The organism is Ekhidna sp. (assembly GCF_965228795.1).
Taxonomy (GTDB): domain Bacteria; phylum Bacteroidota; class Bacteroidia; order Cytophagales; family Cyclobacteriaceae; genus Ekhidna.
The window spans coordinates 351,117-367,771 of the sequence record NZ_OZ245839.1; the positions used below are offsets into that span (position 1 = coordinate 351,117).

At 41.0% G+C, this 16,655-nt stretch carries 18 protein-coding genes; 7 read left to right on the forward strand and 11 right to left on the reverse strand.

Annotated elements, in window-relative coordinates; genetic code table 11:
- Positions 1–20: 20 nt before the first annotated feature.
- From ACQK2H_RS01525 to ACQK2H_RS01545, 5 genes are all read right to left on the reverse strand, one after another.
- The gene (locus tag ACQK2H_RS01525; RefSeq protein WP_425389710.1) at positions 21–3,020 is read right to left on the reverse strand and encodes an ATP-binding cassette domain-containing protein; all 3,000 of its coding nucleotides are present in this window, start codon (positions 3,018–3,020) and stop codon (positions 21–23) included.
- Positions 3,021–3,134: 114 nt separating this feature from the next.
- Positions 3,135–4,037 carry a hypothetical protein gene (locus tag ACQK2H_RS01530; protein WP_425389711.1) on the reverse strand — a complete coding sequence of 301 codons (903 nt, stop codon included), beginning with the start codon at positions 4,035–4,037 and terminating at the stop codon, positions 3,135–3,137.
- Positions 4,038–4,062: 25 nt separating this feature from the next.
- A complete protein-coding gene (locus ACQK2H_RS01535) occupies positions 4,063–4,938 on the reverse strand; it encodes a bestrophin family protein (protein WP_425389712.1) in 876 nt (291 codons plus the stop codon).
- A gap of 39 nt (positions 4,939–4,977) precedes the next feature.
- Entirely contained in the window at positions 4,978–6,126 is a 1,149-nt protein-coding gene (locus ACQK2H_RS01540; RefSeq protein ID WP_425389713.1) for a glycoside hydrolase family 3 protein, read from the reverse strand.
- Positions 6,127–7,212, reverse strand: coding sequence for an alanine racemase (locus ACQK2H_RS01545; RefSeq protein ID WP_425389714.1), 1,086 nt, complete (start codon positions 7,210–7,212; stop codon positions 6,127–6,129).
- A 120-nt stretch (positions 7,213–7,332) separates the two neighbouring features.
- Between ACQK2H_RS01545 and ACQK2H_RS01550 the strand changes: the two genes are divergently transcribed.
- Both ACQK2H_RS01550 and ACQK2H_RS01555 read left to right on the forward strand, forming a co-directional pair.
- A complete protein-coding gene (locus ACQK2H_RS01550) occupies positions 7,333–7,587 on the forward strand; it encodes a type II toxin-antitoxin system Phd/YefM family antitoxin (RefSeq protein ID WP_425389715.1) in 255 nt (84 codons plus the stop codon).
- Positions 7,584–7,844, forward strand: a complete 261-nt coding sequence (locus ACQK2H_RS01555) for a Txe/YoeB family addiction module toxin (RefSeq protein WP_425389716.1) — start codon at positions 7,584–7,586, stop codon at positions 7,842–7,844. Before ACQK2H_RS01550 ends, ACQK2H_RS01555 begins: the two co-directional genes overlap by 4 nt.
- Positions 7,845–7,850: 6 nt before the next feature.
- Here the strand turns inward: ACQK2H_RS01555 and bshC are convergent, their stop codons facing one another.
- The 4 genes from bshC to rimO are packed head-to-tail and all read right to left on the reverse strand — an operon-like array spanning position 7,851 to position 11,395.
- The gene (gene bshC / locus ACQK2H_RS01560) at positions 7,851–9,404 is read right to left on the reverse strand and encodes a bacillithiol biosynthesis cysteine-adding enzyme BshC (protein ID WP_425389717.1); all 1,554 of its coding nucleotides are present in this window, start codon (positions 9,402–9,404) and stop codon (positions 7,851–7,853) included.
- A 12-nt stretch (positions 9,405–9,416) separates the two neighbouring features.
- The gene (locus tag ACQK2H_RS01565) at positions 9,417–9,821 is read right to left on the reverse strand and encodes a type II toxin-antitoxin system VapC family toxin (protein ID WP_425389718.1); all 405 of its coding nucleotides are present in this window, start codon (positions 9,819–9,821) and stop codon (positions 9,417–9,419) included.
- Positions 9,818–10,063, reverse strand: a complete 246-nt coding sequence (locus ACQK2H_RS01570; protein ID WP_425389719.1) for a hypothetical protein — start codon at positions 10,061–10,063, stop codon at positions 9,818–9,820. Before ACQK2H_RS01570 ends, ACQK2H_RS01565 begins: the two co-directional genes overlap by 4 nt.
- 18 nt (positions 10,064–10,081) lie before the next feature.
- The gene (gene rimO / locus ACQK2H_RS01575; protein ID WP_425389720.1) at positions 10,082–11,395 is read right to left on the reverse strand and encodes a 30S ribosomal protein S12 methylthiotransferase RimO; all 1,314 of its coding nucleotides are present in this window, start codon (positions 11,393–11,395) and stop codon (positions 10,082–10,084) included.
- Between the two features lie 118 nt (positions 11,396–11,513).
- Between rimO and ACQK2H_RS01580 the strand changes: the two genes are divergently transcribed.
- Complete coding sequence (locus tag ACQK2H_RS01580; protein WP_425389721.1) at positions 11,514–11,951, forward strand: hypothetical protein; 438 nt, start codon at positions 11,514–11,516, stop codon at positions 11,949–11,951.
- Entirely contained in the window at positions 11,932–12,591 is a 660-nt protein-coding gene (locus ACQK2H_RS01585) for a DUF6048 family protein (RefSeq protein WP_425389722.1), read from the forward strand. Before ACQK2H_RS01580 ends, ACQK2H_RS01585 begins: the two co-directional genes overlap by 20 nt.
- Here the strand turns inward: ACQK2H_RS01585 and ACQK2H_RS01590 are convergent.
- Together ACQK2H_RS01590 and recF are read right to left on the reverse strand one after the other, a co-directional pair.
- Positions 12,588–12,878: a DUF721 domain-containing protein gene (locus ACQK2H_RS01590; RefSeq protein WP_425389723.1), complete on the reverse strand. Its 291-nt coding sequence runs from the start codon at positions 12,876–12,878 to the stop codon at positions 12,588–12,590. The genes ACQK2H_RS01585 and ACQK2H_RS01590 overlap by 4 nt on opposite strands.
- Before the next feature lie 88 nt (positions 12,879–12,966).
- Positions 12,967–14,034 carry a DNA replication/repair protein RecF gene (recF, locus tag ACQK2H_RS01595; protein ID WP_425389724.1) on the reverse strand — a complete coding sequence of 356 codons (1,068 nt, stop codon included), beginning with the start codon at positions 14,032–14,034 and terminating at the stop codon, positions 12,967–12,969.
- 200 nt (positions 14,035–14,234) lie between these two features.
- Between recF and pdhA the strand changes: the two genes are divergently transcribed.
- The 3 genes from pdhA (at position 14,235) to ribH (ending at position 16,653) form a co-directional block, all read left to right on the forward strand.
- A complete protein-coding gene (pdhA, locus tag ACQK2H_RS01600; RefSeq protein ID WP_425389725.1) occupies positions 14,235–15,251 on the forward strand; it encodes a pyruvate dehydrogenase (acetyl-transferring) E1 component subunit alpha in 1,017 nt (338 codons plus the stop codon).
- Positions 15,252–15,377: 126 nt separating this feature from the next.
- Positions 15,378–16,073: a tetratricopeptide repeat protein gene (locus ACQK2H_RS01605; protein ID WP_425389726.1), complete on the forward strand. Its 696-nt coding sequence runs from the start codon at positions 15,378–15,380 to the stop codon at positions 16,071–16,073.
- Between the two features lie 94 nt (positions 16,074–16,167).
- Positions 16,168–16,653, forward strand: coding sequence for a 6,7-dimethyl-8-ribityllumazine synthase (gene ribH, locus ACQK2H_RS01610; RefSeq protein WP_425389727.1), 486 nt, complete (start codon positions 16,168–16,170; stop codon positions 16,651–16,653).
- The last annotated feature ends 2 nt before the right edge of the window (positions 16,654–16,655 follow it).

Genomic DNA, 16,655 nt, shown 5'->3' on the forward strand with positions numbered 1-16,655 from the left:
TGTGGTTCAGCTTGATGCCTTTACACCCCACCCCCACGCAATAGCTTTCTTAACCAATCAAAATAGACTGCAATAAACAGGACGATAGTCATCACCCAAATAACAATCACATTGAAAACTTTAGTGTCTATGTAGTTGCCTGCAAAGTACTTTTCCGGGTAATAGAAGTTGGTGCGAAAATCCAATGCGTGATCTGGATGATTGTTTTTAGCATAGATTGGATAGATTTTTTGTACCAGCTCATCCCCTGACCTTATGACTCTTCTCTTGGTTTGAATGTTTTTAACCATCATGGTTAACCGTTCATTCTCATATTTATCCCGTAGGGCATTGAATGCTGATGTTAATTCAGGGGTGCTTGTTTTCTCTTCGACATAGGCATCCAGCTCATCTTTTGCATTTTTTCTACGCTTGTTATACACAGAGCGAATGGCGGAAAGAAAGTCTGCCGTTTGTTTATATACCTGTTGATCGAGCCCTTCTTCAGTGAGTTGATCAACGACCGGGAGCTTATCTTCTCCAAAGACACGAAGCTGCTTTTTAATTTCGGTTCTGAGAAGCTGCAAATCATCGGCACGACCCTTATAGTTTTTGTTATTGTAGCAGGCGTCTAACTGCTCCTGCAGGTACTTGGCGTAGTAAACAGATTTATAAGTGTTCATCCCGACCTTTCTGTCCAAAGGATACATTTCCTTATTGTATGGGTTGTCCCTAAACTGTGTTACAGCAAGTGCCTCGTAAGCCCATCGGGAGGCCATCACCTCTCCAATAAACGGAACCTTTTCCCTGTTTGAAAAGGAAGTATTGAGCTTATCAAAATCTACGACTACACCGCTAAGGATTAGTTGTGGAATGATTAACAGTGGAATTAAGATATACACCGTAATCACGGAGTTGAAACCCGCTGAGATATTTAACCCCAGGATATTGGCAAAGCATGAAACGGAAAAGAGAATGATCCAGTACCACAAATTCATGCCCTGAATCTCCAAAATCAAGGATCCTACCAAAACAAAAAGCAAGGTTTGAATGGCTGATAGACTAAAAAGCAGAATCGTTTTAGAAGACAGGTAGCTCATCTTGCTCAGATGCAAAAAGGCCTCACGTTTCAAGATTTTTCTGTCTTTGATGATTTCCTCTGCGCTTACGGTTAGCCCCATAAAAAGCGCAACAATAATGCTCATAAAGAAGAACACCGGAATGTTTTCATTCTTATAAAAGGTGTATGAAGCTCCGGCAGGAGCATACTTAGTTATCAGGGCCAAAAGCAATGCAAGTGCAGGAGCTTCCAGCAAATTGATCAACACATATTGTCGGTTACTGATTTTCGAGAGCACATCTCTTTGCAAGAAAATTTTAGCCTGCTTGAGTTTATTGGGAAGATCCAGTGATTTTTCGGGCTTATCCTCTGCTTCCTGTATCGACTCTATTTGAATGTTCTTTTGGAACTGCTCGTACCATTGCTCTGGCGTGTATTTTCGCTTGTTTGTAAACCGACCGTATTCATCCACCACCTTCATTTCGATGATATTGAAAATCTGTTCCGGATTTACATTACCACATTCAATACATGCACTTTGATCTTTATCGATCATCTCTACAATGTTCTTGAAGTAAGTCACTGCTTTGACTGGATCGCCGTAGTAAATCTGGCGACCACCTACATCAAGGATCAATAACCGATCAAACATCTTGAAGATCTCTGAAGAAGGTTGGTGAATGACTACAAATACCATCTTTCCCCGAAGAGATAGTTCTTTCAGTAGATCCATGATGTTTTCTGAATCTCTGGAGGAAAGTCCACTCGTTGGCTCATCCACAAATAGGACCGAGGGCTCTCTCAAAAGCTCAAGTCCTATGTTGAGTCTTTTTCTTTGCCCCCCACTGATGGTCTTTTGAAGCGGATTCCCAACTTTCAAGTTTTTGGCCTCTGAGAGTCCCAATGAATCCAACGTTCTGTTAACTAGTTCATGAAGCTCTGACTTTTCTGCTTCATCAAAACAGAGCTTAGCAGCATAGTATAAGTTTTGATAGACTGTCAGGTCCTCGATGAGTAGATCATCCTGTGGCACATTGCCAATGATGCCCTCTACTTCCTTGGAGTTTTTGTAGATATCAATTCCATTGATTCTGACCGACCCTTCTGCAGGATTAGATGTTCCGTTAAGGACATTGAACAGCGTAGATTTACCAGCTCCACTTCCACCCATGATTGCAAATAGCTTTCCGTTTGGCTCTGCAATATTGATGTTGATTAGCCCGGTATTTCCATTGGGAAACTTGTAAGTGATGTTCTCTGCGACAAATGATACACTGGTTTCGGTAACCTCGTCTCTAAATACATTGATAATATCGCTGTAATAAAGTCGCTCGGTTCTTTTTCCTTTAATGGAGCTTCCTGTTGAAAACACCTTGATCTTGCCGGGAGAAACCATTAATCCATTAAGCTGAAGGATGTCACCTCCATAGTACTTGAAAAAGCAGGTGTCTATTTTGGGGAGCTTAAAAAACGCGATGTGTCCTTTCAGGTTTTCAAGGTGTATTTGTCGTGGCTTATCGGGCTCGTCTGCACCTGAAACAACGATGGAATATATGTCCGGGAAGTTGTTAGGATCCCGGTTGATTACAAAATGTGTAATTGCATTGACCGTTTCATGATCAAACTTGAAATGTTTTCCGATCAGGTTAAGAAGCTCGTTCTCCCTTTCAGTGATTATGCCATCAGCGATGATCAACTCCATCAAGCGCACCATTACAACCAACTTTTGCTGCTGAGTGAGTTCGTTGTTTATGTTGGTGGTAATTTTCTCAATTTGAGCATAGTCATCTTTTCCTTTTCCCGTATCAATTTCTTTGACATACTCATCCAGAATGCCCAGGTAATAACGGGTGTCATCGCGACTGACATTTTCATAAAGAAAATCTCGAACACTTTGTATCTCGCTATCATCAACTTCTCCTTCTTCCTTTGCGACAATTACTAGAAGGCGGATGATTGCTTTCAAAAGTTCTTCACTCATGGTGGGCTGGTTAGGTTAGTTGGCGACTTTAAAGTTAGTGGATTCTCCCTTCCCTTTAATGAAAAAAAGCCGTTAGCAATAACCAACGGCTTCTCAATCCATCAAGGATAAATATTATTCTACAATTGAAGTTCTGATTCTTGCAACCTCAGCTGTTAGGTTATCCAGCGTACTTGGTTTCAGAACAAAATCTCCCGTATTTTCAGCAATTTGCTTTTCAACCTCAGCCAGTTCACCGTCATAAATAGCTTTCACTTTTTCAAGTTCTGCGATCATATCGGTTACATCCTGGGTTCCAGGAACATCATTCATCACTTTAAGTAAATCATAAAGAGATGTTTTTTGATCCATCACGATTTTTACCAACGGCTCAAGGATTAAAGTTCTGGACTCTTCAGGAAGATCGTCCGGATACGTGTTTACAATCGTTGAAGAAATGTAAACACCTTCGATCCAACTTCCTGCAAGTAAAAGCGCTGCGCTGTTTAGTTCGTCAAGTTCACTTAATCGCTCACCGGACTTTTGCATCACATCATTTACAATTGCAGCAAGGCTATCCTTGTTTTCCATGTTAGACTCGAAGCGAGCAATCATGCCGTAATCAATGGCTTCTGCTACTCCAACAGGAGCGGCAAGCTTTTGACACTCACCCATGTAATCAAGTGCAAGCTCTGCTTTTTCATATGAAGCAAGGTATCCGATATCCGTTGCATATACGCCTAGATTAAGTGCAGCTGTTGATTCACTTGACTGATACGATTCAATGTTGTCAAGGGAGTTGATAAGGTCCGGATTGAAATCAGCTCCGGCACTCATTAACATGTACGGAACCTCAGATGGAGGAGGTAGATCTTCCAGTACTTTTGAAACATCTGCAGCGACCTGCTCCTTAGCTGCATCAAACTCAGACGAAGCATCGGATTCAGAAGATTTTTCTTGTCCTCCACCACCGCATGATGAAATTAAGACGGCTGCCGATAGTGCAAGAGAGGCAAGTTTTAGTTGATTGAATTTCATTTTATTAGGTTTTAAGATTGCCAAGTTAGTTATTGTTAAAAATTTCTATAATGTTCTTTTTGATTTTTACGCAAAGTTCATCCAGTGGTAAGTCATTGATATCTCTACCAAATGGATCTTCAATTTCTTCTGAAATTAGCTCTACACTCATTAAAAAGTAAAAAGCAACGACCACTAATATAATAGACCAATACCCAAACTCCCCAATAAAAGTCATGGGCAATGTAATGCAGTAGATAAAGAGGAACTTCTTAATAAACATACTGTATGAGTATGGAATAGGCGTTGATTTGATCCGCTCGCATGCTCCAATGATGTCTGTAAAGCCTTTAATTTCTTTATCCAGAATGAAAAGTTTATCAGCAGAGATCAATCCACGTTTGTTCATATCCATCACACGTTCCATCAAAATCTTATTGATGATATTGGGTCTGTGCGTGCTGTTGATGATTCTGTCTTTTACTTTCTCATCATAAAAGTCCATTTCCCCAACCAAGATGCTATTCCTAAGGTGGTGCTTCATAGCGAATGTGATATTAGGGATCATTTTCTTAAAGAAAAGTCGATCTTCCTTCGCATCCTCTGGGATGAAGGTGGAAATTTTGATTGCAAGCTGTCGTGTATCGTTTACCAATTGTCCCCACAGCTTTCTTCCTTCCCACCACCTGTCATATGCAGTGTTAGTTCTTAATACAAGAAATAAACCCAGGATTACCCCAAGGATAGAGTGAAAAGCTTTGGTGTCTACAATGACGATCTGCAAAACATCTATGAATAGAAAACAGAGCACAGTAGTAAACACTCCTGCAAACAAGATGAGAGGGAATAGTGCTCGGATTACATATCTGCTGTAGACGTCAAATATGAGCGAGAACCACGACTTTGGGTTGTATTGGATCATGGATTGGTGAAGATAGTAAAATCAACCTTTATTCAGAGGCTAGTTGTATGCCCGCAGCTTATTTTTCAATGAGCGGTAATAATCCTCATCACACAATCCTGTTTCGGTTTTCAGTTTCATGATCCGTTTGTAAGATTCATAGATTCTTTCTCGTGTGATTATGCCTTCGAAAAGTAGGTCTTTAATAATGGCGTGAACGGTACCCGCTGATATCATCTGGTAATCTTTGACATTATTGGCAAACATCAGCATGTCAACACCCGCATCAATAGACATTCTGATGGCTTCCCTCAAACCATACTCATTATTGATTGCTCCCATTTGCATATCGTCTGAGATGATCACCCCGTCAAATCCTAGAAATTCACGAAGCATGCCAGTTACAATTTTTTTTGAAAGTGTGGCCGGATTTTTAGTGCCGTCCAATGTTTTGTTCACAATATGGGCTGTCATAACTGCTTTTACTACGCCACTGTCAATTAGCGCACTATAAGGGTACACCTCTTCAAACTGCCAGGTATCAGTCACATCCGTAAGTCCTAAATGCGTATCACTTCTGCTGCTACCATGTCCCGGAAAGTGCTTTAATACAGGGACAACCCCACGTTTGTTATGAATAGCAATTACTTCATACGCCTGCCTGATTACATCATTGTAGTCTTCAGAATAACTGCGTTCTATTTTCCCGATCACCGGGTTTCTGGGATTAAGGTTGACGTCTACTACCGGCGCATAATTCATGTTGATCCCAAAGCTGCTGAGTATCGATGCGGTCTGATTAGCATAGTGCCTGGTAGAGTCCAGGTTATCCATATCTCCTAAATACTGTGCAGATACATTTTTTGGGAATCCATATCTCGTTTTCATTCTTGAAACTCGTCCCCCTTCCTCGTCAATGCTCACAAATAGAGGGATCGAAGCATTTTTTTGAAGAGTTTCCACCAAAAGAGCGAGCTCTGGTTTAGGACTTTCGAACAGAATGTTTTTCTCGTAAAGCACAACACCACCCACTTTACCATTTCGGATTTGTTTAAAAATGGGCTCATTTTCATCTACCAAATCAAAGTCGCCTATACCAATCATGATCATTTGTCCGATCATAATATCGATTGTGTCTTTGGGCGGGTCGGTTTTGGAGTAACCGATAGTGGCGAGAATAAAAAAGAACAGTGAAAGTGTTTTATGCATTTATTTCTTCTTCATCTTTTCAATCACCTCACCTGTAGTAGCGAGATAATGTCCTTGTAAATCAGCAGTAAGGCACGAATGTACAGGAAGAATCCCAATTATGTCACCCACTTTTACACGAGCGATTTGCTCGTCAGATAATTTGATGATCCCGTGCTCCTGGGATAAACGCTCCACATTCCCAAGAACTTCTGTACTCCATCCGTTTTCAGCGAGAGCTACCATCTTTCCAAAACACTTTCGATCTTTTCCCTGAATGTCCTTTTCGTAAACCATGTCTTTAGAAAGGTGGACTGCTCCACCATAGACTACAACTTCATTACGCTCTTTGTGAATGGCAACAACAGGGCAAGCCATGCATACTGCAATCTGATCGATAGAACATGACCCAATTTGATGCTGCATCCAATCGTAAAAGACAAAATTTCCGGGCCTCATTTCATCGCAAAATGAAAGGTCATCAACTAAGCTGCTTGTAGGGGTGTCACCATAGGAAATAATACCTCCAAACTTATTTTTCAGCTCACTTAACACCTTCACAGACCCATCAAAGATCCATTTGATGCTTTCTAAATCGCGGCAACCGTAGGTATGACCTGCATGTGAAATAAACCCTCTGAATTGCGCACCATCGCTGGAGCCATTGACCAGCTGACCGATTAGTTCTTCATTTCTGGGATCAACTCCGGTACGATGCGTACCAACATCGACTTTTATGAAATAACCTACAGCATTTTTGACATGCTTCTTAAGGTGATCAAGACTTTCAGTTGATTCAATGAGTAGATTGAGGTTTATCTTTTTCGCAAGTTGATTGATCTCTTCATGTTCAAGAAGATTATAAGGAAAAGCGATAGTTATATCTACCCAATCATGATCCGCGAAATATTGCGCCATGGAAACAGAGCTCACCGTGCATTGGGTCACTCCTTTTTCTTTGAACCAACTCCCGACCTCTGCGGAGAAGTGTGTTTTGAAGTGAGGCCTTAAAGAAGCATTGGCCTTATTTGCTTTTTCTAACATCCTTTGGATGTTACTTATCGCTTTTTCCTTGTCGATCAGAAGTGTTGGGGTTTTAATTTCCATTAGCTGTTTATAGTTGTCACCTGAAAAATACGAATGATTTTAAAGAGGTAATTGATAAATGATTCGTTTGGAAACAAAATTTTACGTGTGTACGTTTACATGTACATAATTGTGTGAAAAATGTTATCTACTACAATTTCTGATTTTCGAAATAACATGAAGTCCTATTTGGATAATGTTTCTGAAAACTTTGAGACCCTAATTTTAAATCGAGGCGAAGGAAGTGGGGTAGTAATTATGTCTTTAGAGGAATATAATTCTTTAAATGCCACAAGTCATGAATTGTCTTCAAGAGCAAACGAGAAACGACTTGATTCGGCAATTGAAAAACTTAAAGCAGGTCAGGGAGAAGAAAAAAGTCTTATCGAGGAATGAAACTTGTTTTTGTAGATGAGTCTTGGGAAGACTATTTGTATTGGCAAAAAACTGACGAGAAAAAGCTAAGAAGAATCAATGATCTGATTAAAGATATTTCAAGAAATCCATTTGATGGATTAGGAAAACCGGAACCACTAAAGCATAAGTATCAGGGCTTTTGGTCTAGAAGAATAGATCAGGAGCATAGGCTCATCTATCGGGTGTCGGATGAAAGCATTTTAATTGCTAAATGCAGATTCCATTATGATAAGTGATGGGCCCTACAGATACATCAAATACATTCGATAGTCAAATGCATCGAACGATTTAAATAGCTCTTGAATAAACCCTGGATCTTTCAGGTAGAAATTAAGGAAATTGTCTTTGCGTTCCTGAAGACTACCTCCCGGGAAAAGCATTTCTTTTACAGATTCAATTTGTCTTCTCCGGTCTTCATGTAATCGCTTTTCTGCTCGAACCAATTTTTTCTCTGCTTTTTCAATCCGTTTGAAAAATGAGGCATGAAGTGCTTCAATGTGCTGAGTCAGTGTAGGGTCTACTTCTTTGGCTTTGCTCTTAAGTGAACCTTCAAGTTCTTTCAATTTTTTAAGTTCCTCATGATACGAAATATCATGATCGCTATTTGACTTCACCCATTTTTCAAAGGCCCTTTCACTGCTAAGAAAAATATCTGCCTGTTCAAGTCCTGTTTTCTGCCATTTGGTGGCCGCTGTTTCTGGGACAACAAGTGCAAAATTTCTAGGCATTAATAATGGGAAGGCTGTTTTGAAGTGATCGAAAAGGTCTTTAAGCTGGATCCAATATACCGCTTCCGATGGTCCCCCCACATAAGCCAGATTGGGCAGAATAGTTTCCTGATAAAGTGGACGCAGGATGACATTTGGACTAAATCGCTCCGGATGATTACTAATCAATTCTCGCAATTCCTCTTCGCTAAAAGTGATGTCAGTGTCCAAAACCTGAAACCCTTTATCTGTTTTTTCAATACGTTCTCTGACCCCCTTGTCCAGGTAAAAGAAATTTATTTCTCGTGCATGAACCTGGGTTTTGAATCCCAGCTTCTCCAGCGAAGAGGAGGTTTTAGCAACCAAACTTTCAGAAGAGTGTGCAAAAAGATCATCCTCTACTACAGAACCAAACAACGTTTTTAACTTACCATGATCTGCATCTACAACAACCAACCCCTCACTTCCAAAGAGGTAGTTTACATATGCTCTTCCAGCATCAGCCAAGGTTTTCTGAGAATAGGCTTCCTTGAAAAACTCAGCCCCTTTGGGAAGTTTATCTGCGATCTCTTTTAATCCTGAAGGATCGAAATGCCCAACAGCACCTGATTGATTAGTCTTCCACTCATATTTTTTCCCTTCAAAAAAGAAGTGGTTGATTTCTTCAAAATCATGGTCTTCACTGGCCATCCAATAAACGGGAACAAAATTGTAATCGGGGTACGCTTGCTTTAGTGTTTTGCAAGCGTTGATCACCGTCACAATTTTATAAATGAAGTAAAGTGGACCCGTGAAAATATTGAGCTGGTGACCGGTGGTAATGGTAAAGGTCTTTGAATCAGCTAATGATTCAATGTTTTGAGAAACAGCAGTGCTGGTGTCAAGCTGTTTGTATTGCTCTTTCAGAACCTCAACTAAAACACTACGACTCTCATCTTTAAACTGGCGGTTTTGGATGGTTTTTTGAAAGTTCTCAACCGTAGGAAAATCGCTGTAGAAAGGAGTCAACTCCTTCTTTTGATTGATATAGTCAATGAAAAAGGGTGAAAAACAGTCGGTCTCGTCTAAAGGGATGGTTTCTGTGTGCACTATAGATATTTCTTATTGTTGGTCTTTAACCCAATTTTCAATTTTTAGGTTTTCCAATCGAGTAAATTCTCCTTCATTTTCAGTGACCATGATCATTTCATTAGCCAAAGCGGTCGCCCCAATCAGTAGGTCAAAGTCACTAATCAAAGTCCCTTTTTTTCTTAAAGTTGACTTCACTTTTCCATAGACTGGAATCGCATCATATATGGGTAGGACAGGGATTTGAGCAGTGAAGTCAGAAATTATTTGAAGGTGTTTTTTGGGGTTCGAGCTATTCTCAGCCCCATACACTAACTCTGCTAGCGTGATTTCTGAAATAGCACAATTAACTACTTTCCTGTCCAGGATTTTTTTATCTACATCGTGTTTTCCACGAAATAAGTAAATACAAATATTAGTATCGAGCAAATACTTCATTCGAAATTTAATTCCGAAGGACGATCTATTCTAGCGTTGTGTATTTCTTTGATTTGATCTTCTGCTGAAATGGGCTCTTCCCAGCAACCGTATATTTCTGAAATCGAAGGGGCATTTTTCCCTGGATTTGATAAAGACTTCTTCAACCGATCAATCAATTTGGTTTTGGAGGAATCATCAAGCTTATTCAAGAAGGTGAAATATTTCCTCAGTGTCTTATCGCTAACGTTTAAAGCTCCCATATCAATAAATATACTTAATTATTTGATTGGTTCTCCGTACAGGTCAAAGGCTGTAGCGTCGGTAATTTTTACCTGGGCAAAATCTCCAATTCGCAAGTATGAGTGGTCGGCAGGGATGATCACTTCATTGTCCACCTCAGGTGAGTCGTATTCTGTCCTTCCAATAAAGGAACCGCTCTCCATCCGGTCGATCAACACCTTGTATTCTTTTCCAACCTTACTTTCATTAATGCTCATGGAAATTTCTTCCTGCAAATCCATTACGGCATTTGCGCGCTCTTGTTTGGTTTCATCCGGAACATCGTCTTCAAAACTGTATGAGTGGGTATTTTCTTCATGCGAGTAGGTGAAGATCCCCAGCCGTTCGAATCGGTTCTTCTCTACAAAGTCCAACATCTCTTCAAAATCCTCTTGGGTTTCTCCCGGGTGTCCGGCGATCAAAGTAGTACGGATGGCAATATCCGGAACTTTGCTTCGCATTTTATCTAACAAAGCTTCCGTATTTTCCCTCGTTGTTCCTCTTCGCATCATCTTCAGCATATTGGTGGAGGCATGCTGTAGCGGGATGTCCAGGTAGTTGCAGATATTTGATCGCTTCGCCATGACATCCAACACATCTTCCGGAAATCCTGTTGGGAACGCATAGTGCAACCGGATCCATTCAAGCCCTTCCACATCAGCCAAACGATCCATTAATTCAGCGAGATTTCTCTTTTTGTAGAGATCCAACCCGTAATAAGTAGAGTCCTGTGCGATGAGTAGAATTTCTTTGGTGCCCTGACGAACGAGAGACTCAGCTTCAGCTACTACTTGCTCCATTGGTTTGGATACGTGCTTGCCTCGCATTAATGGAATGGCGCAGAAGCTGCACGGACGGTCACAACCCTCCGCGATTTTTAAATACGCGTAATGGTTGCTCGTGGTAAGAATTCGCTCACCAAGTAATTCTTTTTTATAGTCTGCCTTAAATTTTTTTAATAGAGCAGGAAGGTCACCAGTGCCAAACCACGCATCCACATCTGGGATTTCCTCTTTTAATTCGTCTTTGTAGCGTTGGGATAGACAGCCTGAAACGTACACTTTCTCAACTAATCCTTCTTGCTTTGCATCCACATAGCGAAGAATGGTATCAATCGACTCTTGTTTCGCATTGTCAATAAACCCACAGGTGTTTACCACTACCACACTTGCATCGTCCTTGGTAGACTCATGTGTGGCATCAATGTTGTTTCCCCTCAGCTGTGTCAGCATCACCTCAGAATCCACCAGGTTTTTGGAGCACCCAAGTGTGACGATGTTGACTTTTGTTTTCTTTAACCCCTTCGTTTTCATGTTCTTAGTAAAGTTGAGATCGCATGTTTTGGTTCAATCTCGCTTGACGAGTGCAAAGCTAATGGAAATACAACCGTTCTCTTTATTAGAACCCTTTAAGGTTTAATTTTGCCAGCCTGTGAAAAAACTCGGAATCATATTAATTGGACTAATAATCATTTCATGCCAGGACATAGAAAACTGTGGCACGGACGATAATCGTGATTTTATGATCCTTGAATTCCGTGATATAGAGTCTCAAGCAACCAGGAAAGTTGGTTTTATGGTCACCGCTGAAGACTCACCCTATCGATTTGCACTTTCGAGCGATTCAACATTTGTAGCACTTCCTCTAAATCCAGAGGATACAGTCTCTACCTTCCTGTTTGACTCGGATTCGTCCCATTTTGAGGTTGAAATGCGCTATGATCCTGAATTTTCAATCTTCGATCCGGCATGCAATCCATCCATTACTTTCCTGAATCTTGATACTGTTCGATATACTTTTGACTCACTATCCATTCCTGGAACAGTTACTAACCGACAAATAAGCACCAATGTTGAAGTGTACTTTTAACATATTATTGATGGTTATTGGCCTGGGTGTTTTTAGTCAGCCGGCAACACCAAAAGCTCCAAAGGAACCGGCCAATTATCGGCCTTACGAATTAAAAGTTGGAATAAATGCTATACGAACAGGGAGAACCTTTGCTTCCGATGGCCTAACTACACACGAGATAGAAGCCGCTCTTGCCATGGATCGATTCATCTTAGTGGTGGACTATGGGCTTGAGGAACGTACTCGTGGCGATTCATTCAATTACATAAACAAAGGGAGCTTTTATCGGGTCGGTTTCGATCGTAACTTTTCAAAAGACAAAGAAAGTGGCAATGCCCTTACGCTGGGTTTGCGATATGCAAGAGCAAGCTTTGAGGATCAGCTTTCATTTACAGCTGACCAGGGATTTGGTGAGCAAACGTATGTACTTGAAAACAATGACCTCAATGCCAGGTGGCTGGAAGTTGCGTTCGGAATTCGCGGCAGAATTGTATCAAACTTATATATGGGGTTCACAATGCGCTGGCAGTTTTCAAGAAAAATCAATGGTGAAGGAGAGCTGAAAACGTACGATATTCCTGGTTTTGGGAAAACCCGCAGACAAAATTCGACCGCTTTTGATTACTATCTAATGTGGAGGATGCCTTTTAAGAATTAAAGAAACCTCACATCCTCAACCTCTCCCTTTCCAATTTCTTTTTCAATCAACTCAATGATCTTTCCTTTTGAGTTTTGCATCTCGTTTTTAAGTGGGGCTGAAGAAAGCTTTACGAAAAGTGTTTTTTGGTTAAAGAACATTTTAGTCGTTCGTGAAGCGATGGTCTTGCCCATGATCTTTTCCCAATCAGCAATGACTTGCTTTTGCTTATAGGTGTGTTCCAGGTTTTCCTCTTTGAGAAATCCCTGAAACGCATTGCGGAAGCTTTTGATTGGATCTTCTTTCATTAAGATAAGTGGTAGGACGAGTTTCTTCAGTTCGAAGGTAGCGTGAAAATTATTCCTTTAAAAAATCAATCATTGACTCGTCCTACCACTACTGGGAAAGGACGATAAAATTCACCTCTTTCTCACTCATGAACAATTCTTTACTTCTGTCTTTTCTTGCATCGGAAATGAAAATCTGTTGAAAGCGATCATTATCCAGAAGCAATGAAACCAATAGCTGAATACGAGCATCATCCAGCTTATCAAAAATATCATCAAGTAAGAGCAATGGTTTTTTTCCTGTTTTTTCTTTCAAGAAATCATACAGCGCCAGTTTCAACGCAATGATGAATGTCTTCTGCTGCCCTTGGGATCCAAACTTTTTAATTAACTCTCCATCCAGCAAAAACTCAAAATCATCTTTATGACTCCCCATCAAGGTTCGTTGCATGATCTGGTCTTTTTGTGAATTGGATTTGAACCGCTCGGCAAACCCTTCATTTACATGTGTTTTGAAATTCAAACCTGGAGCTTCACCACCTTCATGCAGGTCTGCGTAGTTTTTTTGAAGAAAAGGAAGAAACACCTCCTTCATTTCCAGGCGTTTTTTGGATATATCCATAGCCAAAGGGATTAGCTGATCATCGTATGTTTCCAGCAACCTTTTATTGAGCCCTGTTCCCTCTTCTATTTTCAATAGACTGTTTCGCTGCTTGAGTACTTTGTTGTATTGGAGCAATGATTTCAAATATTCACTATCAAATTGTGATAGAGCGCCATCAAAAAACTTTCGCCGCTCATCGCTACCCTCTTTAATCATGGAGGTATCGTCTGGCAACACGATCACCAAAGGCACTTTTCCGATGACATCACTTAGCCGATCTGGTTCCTGGCCGTCAATCTTAAGGGTTTTTACTTTGCCTTTTTCAAATTGCAATGCAATGGTCAGTTCATCGTAGGTGCCGAAAATGGTATATGCCCGATGCTCATGTGTAATGGCCAGTTTATCTTGTGACCCTACAGCACTTTTTGTGAATGACAAGTAGTAGATAGCGTCCAGCAAATTGGTTTTACCTGCCCCGTTTTTCCCAAGAACACAGTTGATCCTTTCGCCGAAATCGAACGTTGATTCGGGGTGGTTTTTGAAAGATGTAAGTTTTAATTCTCTTAGGATCATATTAATTTATCAGAGAGATCCTTTACTGCGTTCAGGATGACACTCCGATTTTCAACTCGTGCTTTTTCATGTTGTTATGCTAACCTGCCCATTAGTTCAGGCGGGCGAAGGAAGCATCTACGGGCAAATTTTTTCAACTCAATCTGTTTTGAGCTAATTTCGCTATCCGTTTAGCAAAGTAAATCAAACAATCGGGTCCTATGGCAGCTAAAAAGACATCAAAAAAATCAAGTGAGTTTTCTGAAGAGCAGTATATGGAGTGGTTTCGCTCTATGCAGCTCATGAGGAGGTTTGAGGAGAAAGCAGGTCAACTATATGGCCAGCAGAAAATTCGTGGGTTTTGTCACTTATACATAGGGCAGGAAGCGTGTGCGGCGGGAGCTGTCTCAGCGCTTGAGAAGGACGATAAATGGATCACCGCATATCGCGATCACGGTCACCCGCTTGCATTGGGCACAGATCCGGGTAAAGTAATGGCGGAGCTTTTTGGTAAAGCAACAGGCGTTTCCAAAGGAAAAGGAGGATCCATGCATATGTTTGACAAAGAAGTAAACTTCATGGGAGGTCATGGAATTGTTGGTGGTCAGATTCCTCTAGGAGCCGGTATTGGCTTTGCTGAGCAATATAAAGGAACAAAGAATCTTTGCATCTGCTACATGGGAGATGGTGCGGTTCGTCAGGGTGCTTTGCATGAGGCATTCAATATGGCCATGACGATGAAGATGCCTGTGATATTCGTAGTGGAGAATAATGGATATGCAATGGGAACTTCTGTGAAGCGGACATCCAACGTTACAGATCTTTATACATTGGCTGAAGCCTATGATATGCCATCGGAACCAATTGATGCCATGAAGGTAGAGGATGTGCATAATGCCGTAGCAAAAGCTGCAAAACGAGCGAGAAAAGGGGACGGACCTACTTTCCTGGAGTTTAGAACGTATAGATTCAAAGGACACTCCATGTCCGATCCCGCTAAATACAGAACCAAAGAGGAGCTTGAGGAATATAAAAACCAAGATCCAATCGAGCAAGTGAAGCAAACCATCATCAAAAACAAGTGGGCAACTGAAGATGAGCTAAAGGAAATTGATAAGGAAATCAAAGAGGAAGTTCAGAAAGCGGTAGATTTTGCAGAAGAATCACCATGGCCGGAAGCTTCTGAAGCCTACACAGACAACTATGTGGAGGATGACTATCCTTTTGTGAACACATAATTGACTGAGAGTCTTATACATCTGAACAAAAAATATATCTTTGCGACCGCATTTTTTATCGGCTGAGACATATTGGGCTGATATAAGCACGAATGCGACGGAAAAAAATTAAGATTTTAGAATAAAATGGCAAAAGGAAAAAAGCAAGATGATGGTATTGAGATCCTGGAGGATCCAAATGCAATCGTTGAAAAAGCCAATGAATTTTTTAGTAGCAAGCGAAACAAAGCAATGGTCTTTGGAATCGGTGGAGTTATTGCTTTATTAATTGTAGGCTTTGCCGGATACAACTACTACATAACCAACCAGAATCAAACAGCTCAAGAGGAGCTTTTTCAGGCTCAGTTCTACTTTGATGCAGACAGCTTGGGGCTAGCGTTGAATGGAGACGGTAACAGCTACGGTTTCCTTGAAATCATTGAGGAATTCCCAGGAACGAAAGCAGCGAATCTTTCAAGGTTTTATGCGGGCGCGTCATTCTTGAAGCAAGGTGATTTTGATGGAGCCATTCGTCAACTAAAAGAATTTAGTAGTGACGATTATTTGCTTCAAGGCAGAGCATATTCGCTCATCGGTGATGCATATATGGAAATGGATGATTTCTCAAATGCCACGTCATACTATGAGCAGGCTGTTGATTATAAGGAGAATGAATCATTCACCCCGATTTATCTAAAGAAGCTTGCTGTAGCGCAAGAGCAGAATGGAGACTTAACCGCTGCTGCATCCACTTATGGAGTAATCATTGAAGATTACCCAACTTCAGCTCAGATTCATGATGCGAAGAAGCAGAAGGCGAGACTGGAAGCGTTAGCACAATAAAATATTAAGTCATGCTGAACTTGTTTCAGCATCTTCACAAAAGGAAGTTATCCTTCGACATGCTCAGGATGACTTCCTTTTTTAATTTTACACCATGTCATCAGCAGATAAAAACCTCAGCGACGTTAAGATAAATTCATCGATAGACGTCAGTAAATTCAAGTTCGGGATCGTGGTAGCGGAGTGGAACGAACAGGTAACAGAATCTTTATTTTCGGGAGCCTACCAAACATTAATTGGAGCTGGAGCAATCCGTGAAAACATAGAACGGATGAATGTACCAGGAACTTTTGAGTTGAGTCTGGGTGGTCAGTGGATGGCAGAAAGGAAAGACATTGATGCAGTAATATGCCTGGGGTGTGTGATCCAGGGGGAAACCCGTCATTTTGATTTCATCTGCGATGCGGTAGCGAATGGCATTACGAATGTATCATTGAAATTCAATAAGCCGGTAATTTTTGGGGTGCTCACGCCGGACACCATGAAGCAAGCACTGGATCGGGCTGGAGGAAAACATGGAAACAAAGGCGATGAAGCGGCCGCAACTGCAATAAAGATGCTTGGGGTGAAGTTAAAGTAGGT